Here is a 20,243-nt window from a genome sequence, read left to right on the forward strand (position 1 = left end):
CTTCCGGTTTCGCGCAGTTCCCCGCGCCCCTGGTGGGCTCAGTCGTCGAGGGACATGCTCCACAGGCCGCGGCCGTGGGTGGCGGCGTAGAGGCGGTGGTCGGGGCCGATCTTCAGTTGGTCGACGGCGACGGCGGGGAGTTCGCCGAGGCGCTGCCAGGTGGTGCGGTGCGGGGCGCGGTAGACGACACCGAGGTCGGTGGCGAGGGCCAGGCCGCCGTTCGGGGTGACGACCAGGGAGTCGGCCGGGGCGTCGGGGAGGTTGGCGCTGATGTCCGTCCAGTGGGCGCCCGAATCCCGGGATTCGTAGAGGTGGCCGAGGCCGGTGCCGGGGCCCTCCGTCCAGTGCCGGGAGAAGCCGTTGACGGCCAGGTAGACGTGCGTGGAGTCGGCCGGGTCGACGGTCAGGCCGCTGAGGTAGCGGTTGGGCACGCCCGAGCCGTCGGCGGGGAGGGTGAGCTGCTGCCAGCCGGTGCCGTCCGCGTTGCCGACGGCGATGCCCCGGGTGAAGCCCTGGTTGTTGCAGGGGCCGCACCAGGCGGCGTACACCTTGCCGCCGGAGGCCGCGACCGCCGTCGCGACGTGGCCGGCACCGAGGTCGTAGGCGGCCTTCCAGGCGTCGGAGGAGCGGATGGCGTACCCCTGGGTCTGCACCCAGACGTGCCGGCCGCCCGCGACCCAGACCGCGTTGTTCTTCACGTCGGTGCTCAGCGGGGCGATGAAGCGGGCGCCCGCGCCGCCGAGCGCGTTGTCGGGCGGGGCGACGGCGAAGGAGGTCGCCTTGCTCGGGTCGGTCAGCCAACTGCCGTCGTTCACGCCGCAGTTCTGGGTGACGTTGACGGCGAGGTAGACGTACTCCTGGGCGATGTTGCAGCCGTTCGCCGGGTCGGTGAGGGTGTCGCCGCCGTCGCCGCCGAAGTTGGAGCCCATCACCCGGTCGCGCGGGCGCAGGATCGACTGGCCGTTGTCCTGGAGGCCGCCGTTGACGGCGACGCCGTGGCCGGCCGGGTCCTTGCCGATGCCCACCGAGTAGTACTGGAGGGTGTCGATGGTGCCGTCGTTGAGCGAGGTCCAGTCGGTGGCGTGGCCGGCGGCGTCGGTCTGCCCGACCAGCGGGCGGCGGTACAGACCGCCGTCGTTGCCTGCGAAGAGGTACGGCCTGCCCTGGTAGCTGCCGACGGCCAGGCCGTGCTGGTCGGGGTGCGTGGTGGGCGAGCAGTCACCGGTCTGCTTGGTCGGATCGATGCTCCAGCAGCTGAAGTTGAAGTTCCAGTACGGCCCGACGGCCTTCCAGTTCGCGCCGCCGTCGGAGGTCTCGAAGATCTCCTCCAGCCCGGCGTAGACGTGGTCGGGGTTGGTCGGGTCGACCTGCAACGACTGGTCGTACCAGGACTGCTGGCCAGGCAGGTCGCTCTCCTGAGTCAGGCCGGAGCCGGACGCGGCGAGCTGGTGGTAGTCGGCTATTCGCGTCCAGGGGCCCATCGGCGAGCCGGACTTGGAGACGAAGATGCCGGCCAGCGCACTGCTCGGGTCGTTGTTGAGCTGCTGCGGCGACTGGTCGACCGCGTAGTAGCGGGAGCCGTCCGCCGAGCGGGCGAAGGTGACGCTGCCGACGTTCGCGGCGTCGGCGGGCAGGTCGCCGAGCGAGGCCAGCCGCTGCCAACTCCCGGCCGTCTTCGTGTAGAAGCCGTTGTAGCTGTCGCCGCCGCGCCAGCCGACGGCGAGCACCACCTTCGAGGCGTCGCGCGGGTCGATGGCGACGTCGGTGGTGATGTTCTTGTACGGGGCGTTCGGGTCGGCCGCCAGCGGGCCGCCGGGCAGGTAGTCGGGGTTGGGCGCGAACTCAAGCTGCCAGGGGCCGGTCAGGTCGCTGAGCGAGTGGCTCCAGACGCCCTTGCTGGTGGCGGCCCAGGCTCGGTCGCCGCCGAACCGGATGGCGTGCACGGTGGCACTGTCCAGCTCGGCCCCGCCGACCCGGCTGCGGGGGCCGAACTCGCCGTCCTCGGGGTGGGCGAGCACGAAGACACCCGCACCGAGGTAGGCGTCGGAGTTGGTGTTGGCCTCGCCGGTGCCGAGCCAGAGCCTGCCGCGCCCGTCGAGGGCCAGCGCGCCCGTCGCCTGGGTGGGAAGCTGGTCGCTGATCGGCTGCCAGTGGCCGCCGCCGGTCGAGGAGCGCCAGACGCCGCCGCCCGCGCTGCCCTCGTACACGTGGCCACGGTCGTCGGCGACGACCGCCGCCGCGCGGCCGGTCACCTTGCCCATCCCCGCACTGGAGTTGGAGTCGGTGTCGCGGTAGCGCGGGTCGTCCGAGTCGTACGGGAGCCCGGTCAGGTGCTTCCAGTCACCGCCCGCCTGCGGCAGCGCCGTCAGCTGGGCCCAGGCCGCCCCGAAGGCACCGGGCGCGACGATGCCGGGCGAGGTGCGGGCCTCGGCGCGCTGGTCGGCGCCCTCCTGGACGGCGTCCGCCTCACCGCCGTCGCCCTCGCCGGCCGCCTTGGCGCTGAACGCCGCTGCGCCGCCCGGCTGGTGGGCCTTCGCCTGCATCAGCCGGAGGCCGTACGGAGTACCCGGGCGGGCGGCGGCACTCGCCGGTACGCCGATCAGGCCCATGGTCGCGGCGACGGCACAGATCGTGAGCCATCGCCTGTTACGGGTGGGTGCCGACAACAGTTCCTCCCCAGTCATGACTGACCAAAGGCCCTGTCGCCCATAGGTGTTGGCGACGGGGCCGGGGAGACTCGACCACAGATCATGGCGGGCCCGATACGCCCTGGCGGAAGTTTGACCGAATCTTTGTGACCCGGCAGCCGGGTGACCCGGTGGGCCCGCGTCTCGTTGGACCGGCCATGAAGAAGATCGCGGCGCTCGCCGCCCTCACCATGGCCGGTCTCGCACTGGCCGCCCCCGTCGCGAACGCGGCGCCCGCCCCCGCCCCCGCCCCCGCCCCCGCCCCCGCCCCCGACAGCAAGCTCGCCGAGACGGACGCCGCGCTCAGGGACCTCTCCGGGGCTCCGCTGCTCGGCTCCTACGCGGCCGACATCCGCGACAACCTCGACCGGACGCCGGCCAAGTAGCCCACCCGGACCGGGGGGGGTGACGGGGGGTGACGCTACTGGAACAGGCCGTTCAGGCGGCCGTAGTCGAGCCCGCCGTCGAGCGCGCCGTACGTGCCGGAGGCGTACACCTCCCGGGCCGCCCGCTCGACCGCCGCGTACGCGACCTTGGCCAGGCCGGGGCCGAGGCTGACCCGGGCGACACCCAGCCCGGCCAGCTCGGCGATGCTCGGCGCGCCGGGGAAGGCCAGCACGTTGACCGGCACGGGCACGGCTTTCACGAAGGCGGCCACCGAGTCCGGGTCGATCAGGGCCGGGACGAAGATGCCGCTGGCGCCCGCCGCGACGTACGCCTCGGCGCGGGCGATCGCCAGGCCGAGCCGCTCCTCGGGCTCGCCGACGCCCAGCATGAAGACGTCCGTCCGGGCGTTCAGGTAGAGGTCGATACCGGCCGCCTCGGCTGCCGCGCGGGCCGCCGCGATCCGCTCCACGGCCTCGGCCAGCGGCAGCAGTTCGCCGGTGGCGTGGTCCGCGTCCTCCAGGTTGACGCCGACGGCGCCGGTGGCGAGCAGCCGGGTGACGGTCTCGCCGACGCCCTCGGCGGTGTCCGCGAAGCCGCTCTCCAGGTCCGCCGTGACGGGCAGGTCGACGGCGGCGGCGATCAGGGCGGTCTGGGCGAGCGCGCGGTCGCGGTCGAGCCCGCCGCCGTCCGGCGCGCCGAGCGTCCAGGAGACGCTGGCGCTGGCCGTGGCGATCGCCGGGGCGCCGGCCTCGGCGACCAGCCGGGCGCTCGCCGCGTCCCAGACGTTGGCGAGCACCAGCGGGGTGCCCGGTCGGTGCAGGTCGTGCAGGGTACGGGCCTTGGTCTGCTGGTCGGTGCTGTGGTGCTGATTCGTCATGCTGGCAGCCTGTCAGCTCGGGTCGGGCGATGGACAGCGGTTCCGCGACGTTGCGTCAGCTCGGCGGGGGCCCTCCTGGAGGCCCTGCCGGGGGGCTCAGTTCTCCTTGGGCGCGGGGCTCATCCGGCTGGCGATGGCGACACGGTTCCAGGAGTTGATCGAGATGATCACCGCGATCAGCTGGGCCAGCTCCTGCGGGCCGAAGTGCTTGGCGGCCTCCTCGTAGACGTCGTCCGGCACGTGCCCGCTGGTGACCAGGGTGACGGCCTCGGTGAGCGCGAGGGCGGCCCGCTCGCGCGGCGTGAAGTACGGCGTCTCGCGCCAGGCGGCCAGGGTGTGCAGCCGGTGGGCCTGCTCGCCGTGCTTCAGGGCGTCGGTGGTGTGCATGTCCAGGCAGAACGCGCAGCCGTTGACCTGGGAGGCGCGGGTGCGGACGAGTTCGGCGAGCAGCGGGTCGACGGCCGTCCGCGAGGCGCGGTCGAGGTCGATCATCGCGCGGTACCACTCGGAGGCCAGCTCGGGCATGGAGAAGCGCTGCTCGGGGGCGGGGGCGTAGGGCTCGCTCTGGTTCGTCATGCCTCCCACCCTAGGAGCAGAGCTGCCCGCCAGGCTGGTGAACCTCCGGCTCGTTTTCCTGGGCCAATCCGTGATTGGTTGACGTCATGCCTCTGGACTCCTGGGCCGGTTTCGGCACCGATCTGCACCTCGACCTGTCCGCCGGGCGGGCCCGGGGCCTCGGCCTGCGGGCGGCGCTGGAGGACGCACTGCGCACGGCGGCCCGGGAGGGGCGGCTCGCCCCGGGCACCCGGCTGCCCGCCTCACGCACCCTCGCCACCGATCTCGGGGTGGCCCGGAACACCGTGGCGGAGGCGTACGCGCAGCTGGTGGCGGAGGGCTGGCTGACGGCCCGGCAGGGCTCGGGCACGGTGGTGGCCGAGCGCGGGGCGCCCTCGGCCTCGCACGCCCCGGTGGCGCCTCAGCGCGCGCCCGCCGTCCGGCACGACCTCACCCCCGGCCGCCCGGACGTGTCGCGCTTCCCCCGGACGGCCTGGCTCGCGGCCGGGCGCCGGGCCCTCGCCGCTGCGCCGAACTCGGCGCTCGGCTACTCCGACCCGCGCGGCCGGGTCGAGCTGCGGCAGGCGCTCGCCGACTACCTGGCCCGGGTGCGCGGGGTGCGGACGGACGCCGAGCGGATCGTGGTCTGCTCGGGCTACACCCAGGGGCTCGGCCTGGTCTGCCGGGCGCTGCACGAGCGGGGCGCCCGGAGCGTCGCGGTGGAGGAGTACGGGCTGCCGCCGCAGCAGCGGGTGATCACCGCCGCCGGGCCGGCGACGATCGCGCTGCCGCTGGACGAGGACGGCGCCCGGACGGACCTGCTCGACGGCACGGCCGCCGGGGCGGTGGTGCTGACCCCGGCGCACCAGTTCCCCACCGGGGTCGCGCTGCGGGCCCCGCGCCGGGCGGCGGCCGTCGCCTGGGCCCGCCGGACGGGCGGGGTGGTGATCGAGGACGACTACGACGGCGAGTTCCGGTACGACCGCCAACCCGTCGGCGCGCTCCAGGCGTTGGACCCGGAGCGGGTGGTCTACGCGGGCACCGCCAGCAAGAGCCTGGCCCCCGGCCTGCGGCTCGGCTGGCTCGCCCTCCCCGCCGACCTGGTCGAGCCGGTGACCCGGCAGAAGCAGCTGGCCGACAACCAGTCGGGCGCCCTCGAACAGCTCACCCTGGCCGAGCTGATCACCAGCGGCGGCCTCGACCGCCACGTCCGACGCAGCCGTCTGCGCTACCGCCGACGCCGCGACCTGCTGACGGCCACCCTCGCCGCCCGCGCCCCCCACGTCCGCGTCACCGGCATCGCCGCCGGGCTGCACGCCGTCCTCCGGCTGCCGCCCGGCTCGCTGGACGAGCGCGAGCTGGCCGAACAGGCACGCTGGCTGGGGCTCGGGCTGCACCCGATGAGCTTCTTCCGGACCCCGGAGGCCGGCCCACCCCCCGAGGCCCCGCCCGCCCTGGTCATCGGTTACGGGACACCCCCGGAACACGCCTTCCCGGGCGCGCTCGACGCCCTCTGCACGCTGCTCCAGCTGTGACGGCGCCGGGGGTGTCAGACAGGCTCTAGGCCCAGCCGGTGCAGGTGATGGCGTCGCTGTTGGCCGGGCCGAGGCAGGCGCGGGCCTTGACCGTGCCGTCGATCATCGTGGTCCAGACGGTGGTCTGGCCGTTGCGGATGCTCACCTGGCGCTTGGCGCCCCGGGTGTTCTCGACGAAGAGGGCCTGCCCGGCGGGGGCGCCGGCGGCCCTGGCCCAGGCGGCGTGGCAGCTGGGGCTGTAGCGGAGCTCCACCCGGACGGACGCGCCCGAGAAGGAGGCCGACGTCACGGCGTCGTCGCCGCAGCCCGCCGCCTGCGGGTCCTTGCCGGTGCAGCCCGCGCCGCTGCAACTGCCTGCTGCGGAGGCGGTGCCGGGGAGGGCGGCGACCCCGGTGGCGGCGAGCAGCAGGGCGGCGGTGAGGGTGGCGGCATTCCTGACGGTACGCATGGGGCCTCCTGAGCTGGGCGGGCGGTGTGCTGACGCCCCTTCAGGCTGACCCAGGCGCGTTACTTCCGCGAACCGAGTTCGAAGAGCAGGATCACGAACCCGGCGAAGAAGTGCGTGACGCCGACGTAGATGACGGCCCGGATCCACACCCGGTTGTCGGTGCGGTGCCCGGCGTCGGTGCTGGGAGTCTGCTGGGTCATGCCGAGTCCTCCTCGGGTCAGTGCGGGGTGCCCAGGCAGAGTTCTCCACCGGGGCTCTGCAGCAGGGTGTGCAGGAAGAGCAGTTCGACACCGTCCGCCGAGTCGGCGGCGATGCAGTGCGGGGTGAGCGAGTCGAAGTGCGCCGAGTCGCCCGGTTCGAGCAGATGGGTGCGCTCCCCGAGGGTGAGCCGGAGCCGTCCCCGGGTGACGTGGAGCCACTCCTCGCCCGGGTGGATGCGGACGACGGCGTCCTGGAGCGAGGGCGGCACCTGGACGTGCAGCGCCTGCATCGCCCGGCCGGGTGCCCCGGCCCGGCGGTAGCCCCAGCCGCCGGCCAGGCCGGGCTCGATCACCCCGCCCCGCACCACGGGGTCGGCCTCCCCCGGTGTCTCGCCGAGCAGGCCCGCGACACTGGTGCCGTACGCCCGCGCGAGCCCGAGCAGCACCGGCAGCGAGGGCTGCCGTCGGCCGGTCTCCAGCCGCGACAGGTACGCTGGCGAGAGCCCGACCCGGGCGGCGGCCGTCTCCAAGGTGTAGCGGCTGCTCAGCCGGTGCTCGCGCAGCCGGGCTCCGAGGCCTTCGACCTCCTGGTCCTCACTCATGGGGCCAGTCCACACCCGGCGTGCCGCAGAGGCAACAAATTTGCCTCAGAGGCAAGGCGGACTCAGGGAGGCGGCTTCAGAGCCGGGGGATGTTGCGCAGGTTGCTCCGGGCCAGGTCGATCATGCGGCCGACGCCGCCGGAGAGCACCGTCCGCCCCGCCGCCAGGGCGAAGCCGCGCAGCTGGGCGGCGGTGATGCGCGGCGGGATGGAGAGCGCGTTCGGGTCGGTGACGACGTCGAGCAGGGCCGGGCCGGGGCGTTCCAGCATCTCGGCGAGAGCGCCGCGCAGCTGCGCCGGGTCGGTCACCCGCTTGGCGGGCATCCCGGCGGCGCGGGCGATCGCGGCGTAGTCGACGTCGCCGTTGTCGATCTCCGCCTCCGGGTAACCGCTGACCAGCATCTCCAGCTTGATCATGCCGAGCGCGCCGTTGTTGAAGACCACGGTCTTGACCGGCAGCCGGTGCTTGACCACGGTGAGCAGCTCACCGAGCAGCATGCCGAGCCCGCCGTCCCCGGACATCGAGACCACCTGCCGCCCGGGGCAGGCGAGTTGGGCGCCGATCGCGTGCGGCAGGGCGTTCGCCATCGAGCCGTGCAGGAAGGAGCCGATCACCCGCCGTCGCCCGTTCGGGGTGAGGTAGCGGGCGGCCCAGACGTTGCACATGCCGGTGTCGACGGTGAACACCGCGTCCTCGGCGGCGAGTTCGTCCAGCACGGCGGCGACGTACTCGGGGTGGATCGGCAGGTGCTTCTCGATGTTCCTGGTGTAGGCGCCGACGACGCCCTCCAGTGCCCGGTAGTGCTTCTCCAGCATCGAGTCGAGGAAGCCCCGGTCGGTCTTCTGCTCCAGCAGCGGCAGCACGGCCCGCAGGGTGGCCGACACGTCGCCGTGCACGGCGAGTTCGAGCGGCGTACGGCGGCCGAGCCGGGTCGCGTCGTGGTCGACCTGGATCGTCCGGGCCTGCGGGAGGAAGCTGTCGTACGGGAAGTCGGTGCCGAGCAGCAGCACCAGGTCCGCGCTCTGGAGGGCCTCGTGGCAGGCGCCGTAGCCGAGCAGGCCGCTCATGCCGACGTCGTACGGGTTGTCGTACTGGATCCACTCCTTGCCGCGCAGCGAGTGGCCGACCGGCGCCTGCACCCGGGCGGCGAGCTCCAGCACCTCGGCGTGGGCGCCGCGCACCCCGGCGCCGCAGAAGAGTGCCACGCCGGCGGCCGAGTTGAGGGCCGTGGCGAGTTCCTGCACCTGACTCCAGGGCGGGGCGGCGACGGCCTGCTCGGTGAGGAAGTTGCTCCGGCCGGTCGGCCCGGCGGCCGGGAGCGCGGCGACGTCCCCGGGGAAGACCAGCACCGAGACGCCGCGCGCGCCGAGCGCGTGCTGCACGGCGACCCTGAGCAGGCGCGGGAGCTGGGCCGGGGTGCTGACCAGCTCGCAGAAGCTGCTGCAGTCGGTGAACACCCGCTCGGGGTGGGTCTCCTGGAAGAAGCCGGTGCCGATCTGGCCGGACGGGATGTGCGAGGCGAGGGCGAGCACCGGGAGGCCGGAGCGCTGGGCGTCGTAGAGGCCCTGGATCAGGTGGGTGTTGCCGGGCCCGCAGGAGCCCGCGCAGACCGCGAGCGTGCCGGTCAGCTCGGCGTCGGCGGCGGCCGCGAAGGCTCCGGCCTCCTCGTTGCGGACGTGCACCCAGGAGATGCCCTCGGCCCGGCGGATGGCGTCCACGACGGGGTTCAGGCTGTCGCCGACCACTCCGTAGACCCGCTCGACCCCGGCCTGCCGGAGCACCTCCACCATCTGTTCGGCCACGCTGCCCACGGGGCTCCTCCGCTCGCCGTCCGGTCACAGGTCGCCACCAGCCTGGCGGCGGCGGTCCGGGCGGGCACCCCGGGCGGGCGAACGGGTGAGGGCCCGCCCCCGGTGTACGGGGGCGGGCCCTGCGGTGGAGCCGGTCAGCCCGCGAAGGCGGCGGTGCCGTTCGGGGTGCCGAGGCCGGTCGGGCCGTCGTAGCCCGCGCCCGCGGTGCACAGGTAGGACGGCGAGCAGCTGCCGTTCGAGCCGGTGGTCACGTCGTTGAGCGAGCCGGTGTGCGCGTACGGGAAGGAGGCCGGGGTGCTGCCGGTGGAGGGCGTGCCCGCCAGCGCGTAGACGCCCGCGATGATCGGGGAGGAGGCGCTGGTGCCGCCGTACACCGCCCAGCCGCTGCCGCCGTAGGTCTGGTAGACCGCGACACCCGTCGCCGGGTCGGCGACGGCGGAGACGTCGGAGACGGTGCGCTTGGCGCAGCCGGTGTCCTTCTGCCAGGTCGGCTTCGCGTCGTAGGCGGAGCAGCCGGAGCCGGTGCCCTCGGTGCTGTTGGTGGACCAGACCGACTCGCTCCAGCCACGGGCGCTGGAGTCGCGCTTGAGGGCGGTGCCGCCGACGGCGGTGACGTACTTGGAGGAGGCCGGGTACTGCGCGCCGTAGGCGCTGTCACCTGCGGAGACGGTGACGGCGACGCCCGGGTGGTTGAAGTACGTGGTGTCGTAGCTGCTGTCGCTGGAGGACTCGCCGCCGCCGTAGCTGTTGGAGACGAACTTGGCGCCGAGCTTGACGGCCTCGTTGACGGCGGTGCCGAGGTTGGTCATCGAGGCGGTCTTGGCCTCGACCAGGATGATCTTCGCGTTGGGGGCGATCGCCGAGACCATGTCGAGGTCGAGCGAGATCTCGCCTGCCCAGCCGGAGTTGTTGGCCGGGAGGGTGGAGCTGCCGGTCTGGCTGACCTGCTTGAAGCAGCCGCTCGCCTTGGTGCAGGCCGGGAGGCCGTACTGGGCGCGGTAGGCCGCCATGTCCGACTCGGCGTTGGGGTCGTTGTAGGCGTCGACGATGGCTATCGTCTGGCCCGCGCCGCCGCCCGCCGGGAGCTTGTAGGCGCTGAGCAGGTCGCTCGGGCCGAAGCCGCCCGGGGTGGCGTTCGGGGTGAGGCCGAGTGCGTTGACGTGCTGGGCGCTGCTGGTGACGCGCAGCGCGTTGCACGCCATGGTGTCGCCCTTGGCGAGCGTCTCGCAGGAGCGCACCCAGGAGGTGCCGCCCTTCGAGTGCACGGTCGGGGTGCCGGCCGCGCCGGCGGGCACGGCGGCGGCGAAGCTGGAGACCGCGAGAGCGGCGGTGCCCGCGAGTGCCAGAACGCTGCGGCGGGTGGCTGCGGACATGGTGGGGGTACGCACTGGGACTGCCTCCTGTGGCGGTGAACCTAGGGGCCGAGTGGGGGGCAGCCGCGCGGGCACGGGTGAGCGCCGTGGCGGCCGGGCATGCGGACGTGACGGGCGATCAGGTCGCCACGTACCGCTTGGGGAGCCGCCGCTGACGCTAGCCAGGGCATGGGCAGGACAACAATGGGTCGGACAGAGATTCGACTATCCCTTTACCCAAGGGCTGGGAATGCGTCACTCACCTTCATCGGCCCGGCATACAGTTGAAACACACTTGCTCAACCTGACTTACAGAATGCCAAGTTCGCACACATAGAGCGGACACACAGGGAGCAAGCGTTACTCGGCCTGCAGGTGTTCCACCGACCCGCTGCCGACCTGGACGCCGGCCTGCGCCTTCCGCATCGCGGGCTCGCGGCCGGGCGGCTGGGTGCAGCGCTCGACCAGCTCAGGTGCGGTGGTCGGGCGGCTGACGGGCTCCTCGGGGGTGAGCTGCAGCTCCTCGCCCTCGTGCAGCACCGTCATCGGGCCGCCCTCGCGGACCGAGTAGAGCGTCCTGGTGTGGGTGATCTCCACGTTCAGCAGGTTGCCCCGCACCTTCATCGAGAACGACAGCAGCCGCAGCCCGGCGGGCAGCCGGGGCCGGAAGGAGAGGTACGGGCCGTGGTCGCGCAGCCCGCCGAAGCCCGCCACCAGCGCGATGCAGGCCCCCGCCAGCGAGGCCATGTGCAGGCCGTCCCGGGTGTTGCCCCCGAGGTCGTGCAGGTCCATCAGCGCGGCCTCGGCGGTGTAGTCGTACGCCAGGTCGAGCTGGCCGACCTCGGCGGCGATGACGGCCTGGGTGCAGGCGGAGAGCGAGGAGTCCCGGACGGTCAGCCGCTCGTAGTAGGCGAAGTTTCGGGCCTTCTGCTCGTCCGTGAAGGCGTCCCCGCGCACCTGCATGGCCAGCACCAGGTCGGCCTGCTTGACGACCTGCTTGCGGTAGAGGTCGAAGTACGGGTAGTGCAGCAGCAGCGGGTACTTCTCCGGCGGGGTGGCCTCGAAGTCCCAGAGCTGGTGGTCGGTGAAGCCGTCGGCCTGCGGGTGCACCCCCAGCTTCTCGTCGTACGGGATGAACATCGCCCGCGCCGCGTCCCGCCAGGCGGCCGTCTCCTCGGTGTCGACGCCGAGCGCCGCGGCCTCCAGCTGGTGCCGGTTGACGGCCTCGGCGGCGGCCCGCAGGTTGGTCTGCGCCATCAGGTTGGTGAAGACGTTGTTGTCGGCCACCGCGCTGTACTCGTCGGGCCCGGTGACGCCCTCGATCCGGAATCTCCCGGCGGCGTCGTGATGGCCGAGCGAACGCCACATCCGGGCCGTCTCCACCAGCAGTTCGAGCCCGTACGTCCGCTCGAAGTCGACGTCCCCGGTGGCCCGGACGTACCGGGCGGCGGCCACCGCGATGTCGGCGCCGATGTGGAATGCGGCCGTCCCGGCCGGCCAGTAGCCGGAGCATTCCTCGCCGTGGATCGTCCGCCAGGGGAACACCGCACCGGCCAGGCCGAGTTGGGCCGCCCGGTCGCGGGCCATCGGCAGCGTGCCGTGCCGCCAGCGCAGCGCCTGCTTCACCGCCCCCGGCAGGCAGTAGGTGAGCACCGGCAGCACGAAGGTCTCGGTGTCCCAGAAGCTGTGCCCGTCGTAGCCGGGGCCGGTCAACCCCTTTGCGGGGATGGCCCGTTCCTCACTCCGGGCGCCCGCCTGGAGCACGTGGAAGAGCGCGAACCGGACGGCCTGCTGGAGCTCGACGTCACCCTCGATCCGGATGTCGTTGCCGGCCCAGAACTCGTCCAGGTACTCCCGCTGTTCGGCGACCAACCCCTCCCAGCCGGTGTACCGGGCGGCGGTCAGCGCCGCCTCGACCTGATCCCGGACGGCGGGCAGCGAGCGGGTCGCCGACCAGCCGTACGCGAGGAACTTGACCAGCCGCAGCTCCTCGCCTGGGTGCAGCACGGTCGTGACGCTGATCCGGCCCTGGTCGTCCGAGCTCTCGGCCACCGCGTCGAAGCCGTCGGGGCCCTCCAGCAGGTGGTCCATCCCGGCGGCCACCCGCAGCTCGCTGAAGCGGGTGCGGTGCACCAGCACCGACTTGGTGCCGCCCGCCTGGTGCGCCTCGCCGACCAGCGGCGCCTCCAGCACCGCCGCCGCGCGCGGATCGGCCTCGCCGTCCGGGAGTTGCTCGTTGGCGACCAGCTCGGACTGCAGGACGATCCGCACCGGCCCGTCCACCGCCTGAACCCGGTAGTCGATCGCGGCGACCGCCCGCTGGGTCAGCGAGACCAGCCGGGTGGCGGAGACCCGCACCGTCCGCCCGGCCGGGGAGGTCCACTCGGCCTCCCGCCGGAGCAGGCCGTCCCGGAAGTCCAGGCTCCGCTGGTGGCTGCGGAGTTCGCCGTACCGGAGGTCGAAGGGCTCGTCGTCCACCAGCAGCCGGATGATCTTGCCGTTGGTGACGTTGATGACGCTCTGGCCGGATTCGGGGAAGCCGTAGCCGCTCTCGGCGTACGGCAGCGGGCGCAGCTCGTAGACGCCGTTGAGGTAGGTGCCGGGCAGGCCGTGCGGCTCGCCCTCGTCCAGGTTGCCGCGCAGGCCGATGTGGCCGTTGGAGAGTGCGAAGACCGACTCGGCGCGGGCCTGGCCGGGCAGGTCGAGCCCGTGCTCGGAGATGCCCCAGGGCTCGACGGTGAAGGCGCTGACGGCGGTCACTCCGAGCCCCCCGCGAGCAGCTCGGCGAGGTCGCTCACGACCACCGAGGCGCCGTGCTCGCGCAGCGCCTCGGCCTGCCCGGTGCGGTCGACCCCGACCACGGCGCCGAAGCCCCCGGCCCGGCCGGAGGCCACCCCGGCGAGGGCGTCCTCGAAGACGGCGGCGTGCTCGGGCGGGGTGCCCAGCGCCTTGGCGGCGGCCAGGTAGGTGTCGGGGGCGGGCTTGCCAGGCAGCTGGTCGCGCCGGGCGGTCTCACCGTCCACCACGACGTCGAACAGGTCGTCGATCCCGGCGGCGCGCAGCACGTCCCGGCAGTTGGCGCTGGAGGAGACCACGGCGCGCGGCAGGCCGAGTTCGCGCAGCCGGTGCAGGTACGCCACCGAGCCCTCGTACGGCTGCACGCCCTGCTCGCGGATCATCCGCAGCACGGTGTCGTTCTTCGCCCGGCTCAGGCCCTGGACGGTCCGGGCCCCCGGCGGGTCCTCCGGGCTGCCCTCCGGCAGCTCGACGCCCCGGGAGGCGAGGAAGGCCCGGGTGCCATCGAGGCGGGGGCGGCCGTCGACGTAGGTGTCGTACTCGTCGACGGGGTCGAAGGGGCGGAACTCACCCCCCGTCCGCTCGGCCTCGGCCCGGAGGAAGGTGTCGAGCATGTCCTTCCAGGCCGCGGCGTGCACCTTGGCGGTCTGCGTCAGCACCCCGTCGAGGTCGAACAGGTACGCGTGGATGTGGTCCGGAAGCCCGAGCATGACTGCCAGTCTCGGCCAACAGCCCGCCGGATCCGCCCATTCGGGCCCGCCGGGCGCGTCGCGCGACCGCCCACGCGCCTTCCGGCACGTGGGCGGTCGTCCGTCGAGGGCCCCTACATCGAGGGCTCCTACATCGGGACGGGCTTGATCACCGCGAAGACGGCGCCCTGCGGGTCCTGGACGACGGCCATCCGGCCCGCGACCATGTCGAAGGGCGGCATCAGGACGTTGCCGCCCTTCTTGACCAGCGCGTCCACCACGCTGTCGGTGTCGTCCACGGCGAAGTAGGTCAGCCAGTGCGGCGGGGTACCGGGCGCCGCCACCGAGGTCAGCCCGCCGACGGCGCGGCCCCCGACGTTGATCGAGCTGTAGTTCTCCACGCCCTCCATCGGCTCGGAGACGATGCCCAGCACGGCCTGGTAGAAGGCCGCCGCGGCCTTCATGTCGCCGGTGTGCAGCTCGTTCCAGGTCACCGCGCCCGGCTCGTTGACGATCTGGGCGCCGAAGAAGTCGACGGGCTGCCAGATGCCGAAGACCGCGCCGGTCGGGTCGGCGGCGACCAGCATCCGGCCGGTGGTGCCGACGTCCATCACCGGGAACATCACGGTGCCGCCGGCCTTGGTGACGGCCTGCAGGGCGGCGTCCGCGTCGTCGGTGGAGAGGTAGGTCGTCCAGACCGTCGGCGGCTCGGGCATCCCCTCCGGGGCCATCGCCGGGCCGATCCCGGCGACGGGCTTGCCGTTCAGCGTGCAGATGGCGTAGCCGCCGAACTCCTCGGGGCCCTTCTCGCCCTGCCAGCCGAAGAGGTCGCGGTAGAAGTCGAGCGCGGCCTGCTGGTCCTTGGCCATCAGATCGACCCAGCAGGGCGTGCCGGGCGCGTACGGGGCGGTGACTTCGGGCATGTGCTTCTCTCCTGTGGTGGTAGCACGTGGTGGTAGCCCCCCGGAGCCACCTTGGCCGCCCTCCGCCGCAGCCGCCACCCGAGTGCGTCCCCGTGCGCCCGGTGCGTCCCGAGCGGTGGGACAGCCAAGATGAATCCGACGGGCCGGTCGTGCGCGACTCAGTCAGATGACCGGGCGGACTCAGTCACCTCAGCCGCCGCACCCGCCGCCCCGGGCTGTCCGGCCCCGCCGGCGGCTGGCCCCACAGGCCCGGCGCGGCCGCACTCAGCTCGCGCTGGAGCAGCTCCCGGTAGGACACCCGGTAGGCGTGCGCGGCGATCTGGTTGCCCGCCGCGAGGTACGCCGCGACGAGGGTCTCGTGGGCGCTCTCGCGGAGGTTGTCGGAGTGGATGGCGACCAGTGCGGCGTCCACCGCCGCGCCCGCCCAGCCCGCCTCGGAGAGGCGGCTGGAGAGGGCCTCCAGCGCGTGCAGCCGCAGCTGTCGCCAGCGGACCTGGTGGTGCGAGAGCCAGTCCTCCTCCCAGTCCGCGAGCAGGTCGGCGCCGAGGTCGCAGCCGACCGCGCGGCCGAGCTCCTCCGTCCCCATCGGTATCGCGAGGTTGAGCACGTGGGCCGCCACGGATCGGCGTTCCACCAGGTCAACGGCGACGTGCGGGGCGAGCCGGAGGCGTTCGGGGGTGCTGTCCACCAGGTTGGCGCGCTCCCCCGGGAGCCGGTGCAGCGCCGTCCGCAGGGCCGCTCCGGCGCGCGCCGGATCGAGCTGCGGCCAGAGCACGGCGGCCGCCCGGGAGCGGGTCAGCCCGTTCGGCTCGACCGCCAGCAGCGCCAGCAACCGCCGCGCCCCGACCGTGGGTTGGATCTCCCTGCCGTCGAAGCGGAGGGCGAACCCCCCGAGCAGGTCCAGCTCGACCAGCGGCTGCGCGCAGCCCCCCTGCCGGTCCTCGTGCGAGTCGTGCGGGTCGTGCGGCTCGTGCTCGACCGCCTGGAGCGCGGCGGTGCTGCCACGCTCGGCGCCCGTAGACAGAGGTTGGATCATGGTGCCAACTCCCCCCAGCTCCTTCACCGGCTTCCCACGCTAACCACTCGCCGTGGGCGCGGCGAGCGCAATCGACCCGGCGCATACCTGACATAGAAGAAGCTGATTGCCCGACACCCCGCCATCCGTGCCCTGACCTGGCCGGAGATCCTCCTGGGCGGCCCCTCCGCCGCGGTTTCGGCGGCGCTGGGCAACACGGTGCAATACGCCTGCAACGGTCGTGACACGTCCCCTCGCATACCTTCCGCTTGCCGGCCAGACCCGGCCGTCATCAGCATCGCGAGAAGGAACCCATCGATGACACCTCCGTCCTCCGCCCCCCGTTCGCTGTCCCGCCGCAGAGTGATCGCCACCTCGGTGGGCGCTGTCGGCGCACTGGCCCTGTCGGCCCCGACCACCTGGGCCTCCGAGAAGCGGTCCACCGTGCGCCCGCACTGCTCCACGTCCCCGAGCCTGGTGGTGCGTTGGAACGAGGCGACGATGGACGCCATCCTCGCGAAGTACAAGGCCGCCGGCGCCGTCTTCGGCCCGGCTACCGTCAACGCCCGCGCGCTGGCCATCGTCCACAACTGCATCTACGACGCCTGGGCCTGTTACGACTCCGTCGCCGTCGGCACCCAGTTCGGTGGCTCCATGCGCCGCCCGCGCCGCGAGCGGACGCCGGCCCACATGAACGAGGCGATCAGCTACGCCGCGCACACCGCGCTGGTCGACCTCTTCCCGCTGCAGGCCCCCGCCGCCGACTCGTTCATGACGAGCCTCGGCTACGACCCGACGCGTACCAGCGCCCCGAAGAACAGCCCGGCCGACATCGGTCTGCGCTGCGCCAAGGCGGTGCTCGACTTCCGTCACCAGGACGGCGCCAACCAGCTCGGCAACCCGGCCTACGCGGACACCACCGGCTACGTGCCGGTCAACCCGGCGCAGGCGATCGCCACCTTCGACCCGGCGCTGGTCAAGGAGCCGGAGCACTGGACGCCGCTGATCGTGAACGGCGCCACCCAGAAGTACCTGACGCCGCAGTTCGCGGTCATGAAGCCGTTCGCCCTGGAGCGCCCGGACCAGTTCTCGGTGCCCGCCCCGCCGAGCTACCCGTCGCTGCAGGCCTCCGCCGCGATCGCCGAGACCGTCGCGTACAGCGCCAACCTGACGGACGAGCAGAAGGCCATCGCCGAGTTCTGGCTCGACAACGACACCACCCCGCCCGGCGCCCAGCAGCTGTGGGCCCGTTTCGTCTCCGCCCGTGACGGCTACGACATCGGCGACGACGCGAAGCTCTTCTTCGGCCTCAACATGGCCGAGACGGACGCCGCGATCGGCTCCTGGGCCGTCAAGATCAAGTACAACTACGCCCGCCCGAGCACCCTCGTGCCGTACGACCTGCGCGGCCAGCAGATCCAGGCGTGGGGCGGCCCCGGCCAGGGCACCGTCACCATGGACGGCTCCAAGTACCGTGCCTACGTGGCCGTCCCGGGCTTCCCGGCGACCGTCTCGGGTCACAGCACCTTCTCGGGTGCGGCCGCCGAGTTCCTGCGCCGCTTCACCGGCTCGGACGAGTTCGGCGACTCGTACACGTTCAAGGCCGGCACCTCGACGGTCGAGCCCGGCATCACGCCGGCCAAGGACGTCACGCTGACCTGGCCGACCTTCACCGCGGCAGCCGAGCAGGCCGGCATCTCCCGCATCTACGGCGGAATGCACTGGAGCTTCGACAACGAGCCCGGCATCGTGATGGGCCACCAGATCGGCGCGGTCGTCTACGACAAGGCGATGAGCTACTTCAACGGCGACGCCTGAGCCCCTCGACCCACCGCCGAGCGTGCTCGGCGAGGAGGACACCATGACCAACTCGACCACCACCAAGCAGTCCACACCGGTGAGCAAGCCCGCGGCAGGCCCGCAGGCCAGCTGGTGGGCCGGGGGCGCACCGCCGTTCGCGGGCACCAAGGCCACCGTGCTGGGCACCGTCACCACCATCGTGTCCCTGCTGATCCTGGTCGCCCTGGGCCAGGCCACCGACAAGCTGCTGATGATCGCGCCGCTCGCGGCCACCGCGATGATCATCTGCGCGAGCCCGGGGCTGCCGCCGGCCCAACCCCGTGGTGTGCTGCTCGGCCAGCTCGGCTCGGCCGTCGTCGGCTTCGCCGGCGCCGCCCTCTTCGGGCACTCGCTCTGGGTCGCCGCAGTGGCGGCCGGGGTCTCCGTCGCGGCGATGGGCCTGCTCCGCGCGGTGCACGCCCCGGCCGCCGCCACCGCCGCGCTGGTCGTGGTGCAGCACCCGGCCGAGGGCAAGTTCCTTGCCCTGCTGGCGATCGGCAGCGTGCTGCTGATCGCGGTCGGCATGATCGCCTCGCGCATCGGCGCGATCGGCAAGTACCCCACCTACTGGTGGTGACCGGCGGCTCCGGCCGGAGCTTCCGGCCGGAGCAGAGAGGAATCGGAGATCCGGTGAACCGAGACAACATTCTGGTCAGTACCGACTGGCTGCAGGCACACTCGCGGGACGAGGGTGTCGTGCTGGTCGAGATCACTGACGGCGGGCCCAGCGCCTCCGGGCGCATCCCCGGGGCGGTCAGCCTCGACTGGACGCGGGACCTTCAGGACCCCGTCCGCCGGGATCTCATCACGCCCGAGGAGTTCGCCGCCCTGGCCGGGAAGCACGGCATCGGCCCGGACGACACCCTGGTGTTCTACAGCGGCAACAGCAACTGGTGGGCGGCTGCCGGGTTCTGGCAGTTCCGGATGGCCGGCCACCGCGAACTGCGGCTGCTCGACGGCGGGTTGGCCCGCTGGGAGGCGCTCGGCCTGCCGTTCACCTTCGAGTCCCCGCGCCGGACACCGGTGGAGTACCCCGTCCGGACCCCGGACCACGGCCCCCGGGCCTTCCGCGACGACCTGCTGAGCGGCATAGGCAAGCTCAACCTCGTCGACGTCCGCTCGCTGGAGGAGTACCTGGGCGAGCGCACCGCGCCTCCCGGCGTGCCGGACGACCTGGGCGTGCGTCCCGGCCACGTCCTCTCCGCCCAGCACATCCCGTGGAACTCCGCGGTCAACGCCGACGGCACCTTCCGCTCCGACGAGGCGCTCAAGGAGACGTACGGCTGTCTGGACGCCTCGGTGGAGACGGTCGTCTACTGCAGGGTCGGCTGGCGCTCCGCGCACAGCTGGTTCGTGCTGCACGAGCTGCTCGGCCTCGACAAGGTCAGCAACTACGACGGCGCCTGGCGGGAGTTCGGCTCGCTGATCGGCTCCCCCGTGGTGCGCGGACCGCTGCCGTGGGGCGTCGTCCGGACGACGGAGGACGCCGATGTCTGAGATCACCGTGATGGCCGACGTCTTCCGCGACGGCTTCGAGATGACCGACCTGCCCTGGGTGCCCTGGGCGGAGCCCGGCCGGGTCGGCGTCGAGTACGTGGTGCTCTGGGGGCCGGACGAGAAGACCGGCGAGGACTCGGCGGCGCTGCTGCTGCGCTTCCCCGCCGGCGCGCACGGCGACTTCCACGAGCACCTCGGCCACGAGCTGATGCTCGTCCTGGACGGCGTGCTCGACCACAGTGACGGCCGCAGCTTCCACCGCGGCGACATGGTCGTGGAGCCCCCGGGCACCCGGCACCAGATGTCCAGCGCGGAGGGCTGCACCGTGCTCGCCGTCCGCGCCCGCCCGGCCTCGGCACGCGTGCCCGAGGCCGGACAGATCACCACCGGGGTCGGCGCGGGAGCCTGACCCGGCAAAGGTGCGGACTGTCAGCAAGGGCGCGGGGCGCTGTGAGCAACTCACGCACCCCGCGCCCCTGTTGCGGTTCCGAGCCGCATTACGCGTACCTGACATATCGTCAGATCCTCCGAGGAGTAGTCATGTCCCAGTCCTCCACCCCGCAACTGCTGCGTCCCGGCCAGCAGGAAGCGGCTCCCGCCGGCCGCCGCATCCTGCTCACCACCGGGTCCTCCGATGCCCACACCTGGAACCTGGTCCATCTGCAGCTCTTCCTGGAGGAGCACGGCCACTCGGTGCTCAACCTCGGGCCCTGCGTGCCCGAGAAGCTCCTGGTGGACACCGCCCAGCTGACCAAGCCGGACCTGGTCGTCTTCAGTTCCGTCAACGGCCACGGCCACCTGGACGGCATGCGGGCCGCCGGCGCCATGCGCGCCGAGCGCTCCACCCGCGACATACCCATGGTCATCGGCGGTCTGCTCGGCATCTCGCCCGAGGGCGCCGAGCAGCGCACCGCCGACCTGCTCGCGGCCGGCTTCGACGAGGTCCACCCCGACGGCACCGGCCCGGCCGCGCTGCTCGGCAAGCTCGCCTCCCTCGACAGCACCTGTACGGCGCGGGTCGCAGCATGACC

The 20,243-nt window shown here is 73.0% G+C and carries 19 protein-coding genes; 7 read left to right on the forward strand and 12 right to left on the reverse strand.

Annotated elements, in window-relative coordinates; genetic code table 11:
• Positions 1–38: 38 nt before the first annotated feature.
• On the reverse strand, positions 39–2,666 hold the full coding sequence (locus ACR68M_RS14490; RefSeq protein ID WP_441250896.1) for a WD40/YVTN/BNR-like repeat-containing protein: 2,628 nt from the start codon (positions 2,664–2,666) through the stop codon (positions 39–41).
• 179 nt (positions 2,667–2,845) lie between these two features.
• Here ACR68M_RS14490 and ACR68M_RS14495 point away from each other — a divergent pair, with 179 nt between their 5' ends.
• Positions 2,846–3,073 carry a hypothetical protein gene (locus ACR68M_RS14495; protein WP_441250897.1) on the forward strand — a complete coding sequence of 76 codons (228 nt, stop codon included), beginning with the start codon at positions 2,846–2,848 and terminating at the stop codon, positions 3,071–3,073.
• A gap of 35 nt (positions 3,074–3,108) precedes the next feature.
• Here the strand turns inward: ACR68M_RS14495 and ACR68M_RS14500 are convergent, their stop codons facing one another.
• The gene (locus tag ACR68M_RS14500) at positions 3,109–3,951 is read right to left on the reverse strand and encodes an isocitrate lyase/PEP mutase family protein (RefSeq protein WP_441250898.1); all 843 of its coding nucleotides are present in this window, start codon (positions 3,949–3,951) and stop codon (positions 3,109–3,111) included.
• Between the two features lie 96 nt (positions 3,952–4,047).
• Entirely contained in the window at positions 4,048–4,527 is a 480-nt protein-coding gene (locus tag ACR68M_RS14505; protein WP_441250899.1) for a carboxymuconolactone decarboxylase family protein, read from the reverse strand.
• A gap of 86 nt (positions 4,528–4,613) precedes the next feature.
• Here ACR68M_RS14505 and pdxR point away from each other — a divergent pair, with 86 nt between their 5' ends.
• Positions 4,614–6,041, forward strand: a complete 1,428-nt coding sequence (pdxR, locus tag ACR68M_RS14510) for a MocR-like pyridoxine biosynthesis transcription factor PdxR (RefSeq protein ID WP_441250900.1) — start codon at positions 4,614–4,616, stop codon at positions 6,039–6,041.
• A 25-nt stretch (positions 6,042–6,066) separates the two neighbouring features.
• On the opposite strand, the gene ACR68M_RS14515 is transcribed toward pdxR, so the two are convergent.
• The 9 genes from ACR68M_RS14515 to ACR68M_RS14555 form a co-directional block, all read right to left on the reverse strand.
• A complete protein-coding gene (locus ACR68M_RS14515; protein ID WP_441250901.1) occupies positions 6,067–6,489 on the reverse strand; it encodes a DUF2690 domain-containing protein in 423 nt (140 codons plus the stop codon).
• A 59-nt stretch (positions 6,490–6,548) separates the two neighbouring features.
• Positions 6,549–6,689 (reverse strand): DUF6126 family protein, encoded by a 141-nt coding sequence (locus tag ACR68M_RS14520; protein ID WP_441250902.1) that lies wholly within the window; start codon positions 6,687–6,689, stop codon positions 6,549–6,551.
• Between the two features lie 17 nt (positions 6,690–6,706).
• Entirely contained in the window at positions 6,707–7,291 is a 585-nt protein-coding gene (locus ACR68M_RS14525; protein ID WP_441250903.1) for a helix-turn-helix domain-containing protein, read from the reverse strand.
• Between the two features lie 76 nt (positions 7,292–7,367).
• Positions 7,368–9,080 (reverse strand): pyruvate dehydrogenase, encoded by a 1,713-nt coding sequence (locus ACR68M_RS14530; protein ID WP_441251616.1) that lies wholly within the window; start codon positions 9,078–9,080, stop codon positions 7,368–7,370.
• 155 nt (positions 9,081–9,235) lie between these two features.
• Positions 9,236–10,474 (reverse strand): S53 family peptidase, encoded by a 1,239-nt coding sequence (locus ACR68M_RS14535; RefSeq protein WP_441251617.1) that lies wholly within the window; start codon positions 10,472–10,474, stop codon positions 9,236–9,238.
• A gap of 339 nt (positions 10,475–10,813) precedes the next feature.
• Positions 10,814–13,213 carry a glycoside hydrolase family 65 protein gene (locus ACR68M_RS14540; RefSeq protein ID WP_441250904.1) on the reverse strand — a complete coding sequence of 800 codons (2,400 nt, stop codon included), beginning with the start codon at positions 13,211–13,213 and terminating at the stop codon, positions 10,814–10,816.
• Positions 13,210–13,959 carry an HAD family hydrolase gene (locus tag ACR68M_RS14545; protein ID WP_441250905.1) on the reverse strand — a complete coding sequence of 250 codons (750 nt, stop codon included), beginning with the start codon at positions 13,957–13,959 and terminating at the stop codon, positions 13,210–13,212. Before ACR68M_RS14545 ends, ACR68M_RS14540 begins: the two co-directional genes overlap by 4 nt.
• A gap of 128 nt (positions 13,960–14,087) precedes the next feature.
• Positions 14,088–14,861, reverse strand: coding sequence for a VOC family protein (locus tag ACR68M_RS14550; RefSeq protein WP_441250906.1), 774 nt, complete (start codon positions 14,859–14,861; stop codon positions 14,088–14,090).
• 184 nt (positions 14,862–15,045) lie between these two features.
• The gene (locus ACR68M_RS14555) at positions 15,046–15,897 is read right to left on the reverse strand and encodes an AfsR/SARP family transcriptional regulator (protein WP_441250907.1); all 852 of its coding nucleotides are present in this window, start codon (positions 15,895–15,897) and stop codon (positions 15,046–15,048) included.
• A 297-nt stretch (positions 15,898–16,194) separates the two neighbouring features.
• Between ACR68M_RS14555 and ACR68M_RS14560 the strand changes: the two genes are divergently transcribed.
• From ACR68M_RS14560 to ACR68M_RS14580, 5 genes are all read left to right on the forward strand, one after another.
• Positions 16,195–17,694 (forward strand): vanadium-dependent haloperoxidase, encoded by a 1,500-nt coding sequence (locus tag ACR68M_RS14560; RefSeq protein WP_441250908.1) that lies wholly within the window; start codon positions 16,195–16,197, stop codon positions 17,692–17,694.
• A 43-nt stretch (positions 17,695–17,737) separates the two neighbouring features.
• Complete coding sequence (locus ACR68M_RS14565) at positions 17,738–18,292, forward strand: HPP family protein (RefSeq protein ID WP_441250909.1); 555 nt, start codon at positions 17,738–17,740, stop codon at positions 18,290–18,292.
• A 53-nt stretch (positions 18,293–18,345) separates the two neighbouring features.
• Positions 18,346–19,212 carry a sulfurtransferase gene (locus ACR68M_RS14570; protein ID WP_441250910.1) on the forward strand — a complete coding sequence of 289 codons (867 nt, stop codon included), beginning with the start codon at positions 18,346–18,348 and terminating at the stop codon, positions 19,210–19,212.
• Complete coding sequence (locus tag ACR68M_RS14575) at positions 19,205–19,621, forward strand: cupin domain-containing protein (protein WP_441250911.1); 417 nt, start codon at positions 19,205–19,207, stop codon at positions 19,619–19,621. The genes ACR68M_RS14570 and ACR68M_RS14575 overlap by 8 nt, the downstream gene beginning before the upstream one ends.
• Positions 19,622–19,752: 131 nt before the next feature.
• Positions 19,753–20,241 carry a cobalamin B12-binding domain-containing protein gene (locus ACR68M_RS14580; protein ID WP_441250912.1) on the forward strand — a complete coding sequence of 163 codons (489 nt, stop codon included), beginning with the start codon at positions 19,753–19,755 and terminating at the stop codon, positions 20,239–20,241.
• The last annotated feature ends 2 nt before the right edge of the window (positions 20,242–20,243 follow it).

The organism is Kitasatospora sp. McL0602 (genome assembly GCF_052076145.1).
Taxonomy (GTDB): Bacteria; Actinomycetota; Actinomycetes; order Streptomycetales; family Streptomycetaceae; genus Kitasatospora.

Bases quoted from the DNA above. Each gene is read 5' to 3' on its own strand.
- ACR68M_RS14575 (WP_441250911.1), top strand. From the start codon at position 19,205: ATGTCTGAGATCACCGTGATGGCCGACGTCTTCCGCGACGGCTTCGAG.
- pdxR (WP_441250900.1), top strand. From the start codon at position 4,614: ATGCCTCTGGACTCCTGGGCCGGTTTCGGCACCGATCTGCACCTCGAC.
- ACR68M_RS14535 (WP_441251617.1), bottom strand. From the start codon at position 10,474: ATGTCCGCAGCCACCCGCCGCAGCGTTCTGGCACTCGCGGGCACCGCC.
- ACR68M_RS14555 (WP_441250907.1), bottom strand. From the start codon at position 15,897: ATGATCCAACCTCTGTCTACGGGCGCCGAGCGTGGCAGCACCGCCGCG.
- ACR68M_RS14505 (WP_441250899.1), bottom strand. From the start codon at position 4,527: ATGACGAACCAGAGCGAGCCCTACGCCCCCGCCCCCGAGCAGCGCTTC.
- ACR68M_RS14560 (WP_441250908.1), top strand. From the start codon at position 16,195: ATGACACCTCCGTCCTCCGCCCCCCGTTCGCTGTCCCGCCGCAGAGTG.
- ACR68M_RS14530 (WP_441251616.1), bottom strand. From the start codon at position 9,080: ATGGTGGAGGTGCTCCGGCAGGCCGGGGTCGAGCGGGTCTACGGAGTG.
- ACR68M_RS14520 (WP_441250902.1), bottom strand. From the start codon at position 6,689: ATGACCCAGCAGACTCCCAGCACCGACGCCGGGCACCGCACCGACAAC.
- ACR68M_RS14515 (WP_441250901.1), bottom strand. From the start codon at position 6,489: ATGCGTACCGTCAGGAATGCCGCCACCCTCACCGCCGCCCTGCTGCTC.
- ACR68M_RS14580 (WP_441250912.1), top strand. From the start codon at position 19,753: ATGTCCCAGTCCTCCACCCCGCAACTGCTGCGTCCCGGCCAGCAGGAA.
- ACR68M_RS14545 (WP_441250905.1), bottom strand. From the start codon at position 13,959: ATGCTCGGGCTTCCGGACCACATCCACGCGTACCTGTTCGACCTCGAC.
- ACR68M_RS14495 (WP_441250897.1), top strand. From the start codon at position 2,846: ATGAAGAAGATCGCGGCGCTCGCCGCCCTCACCATGGCCGGTCTCGCA.
- ACR68M_RS14565 (WP_441250909.1), top strand. From the start codon at position 17,738: ATGACCAACTCGACCACCACCAAGCAGTCCACACCGGTGAGCAAGCCC.
- ACR68M_RS14525 (WP_441250903.1), bottom strand. From the start codon at position 7,291: ATGAGTGAGGACCAGGAGGTCGAAGGCCTCGGAGCCCGGCTGCGCGAG.
- ACR68M_RS14550 (WP_441250906.1), bottom strand. From the start codon at position 14,861: ATGCCCGAAGTCACCGCCCCGTACGCGCCCGGCACGCCCTGCTGGGTC.
- ACR68M_RS14500 (WP_441250898.1), bottom strand. From the start codon at position 3,951: ATGACGAATCAGCACCACAGCACCGACCAGCAGACCAAGGCCCGTACC.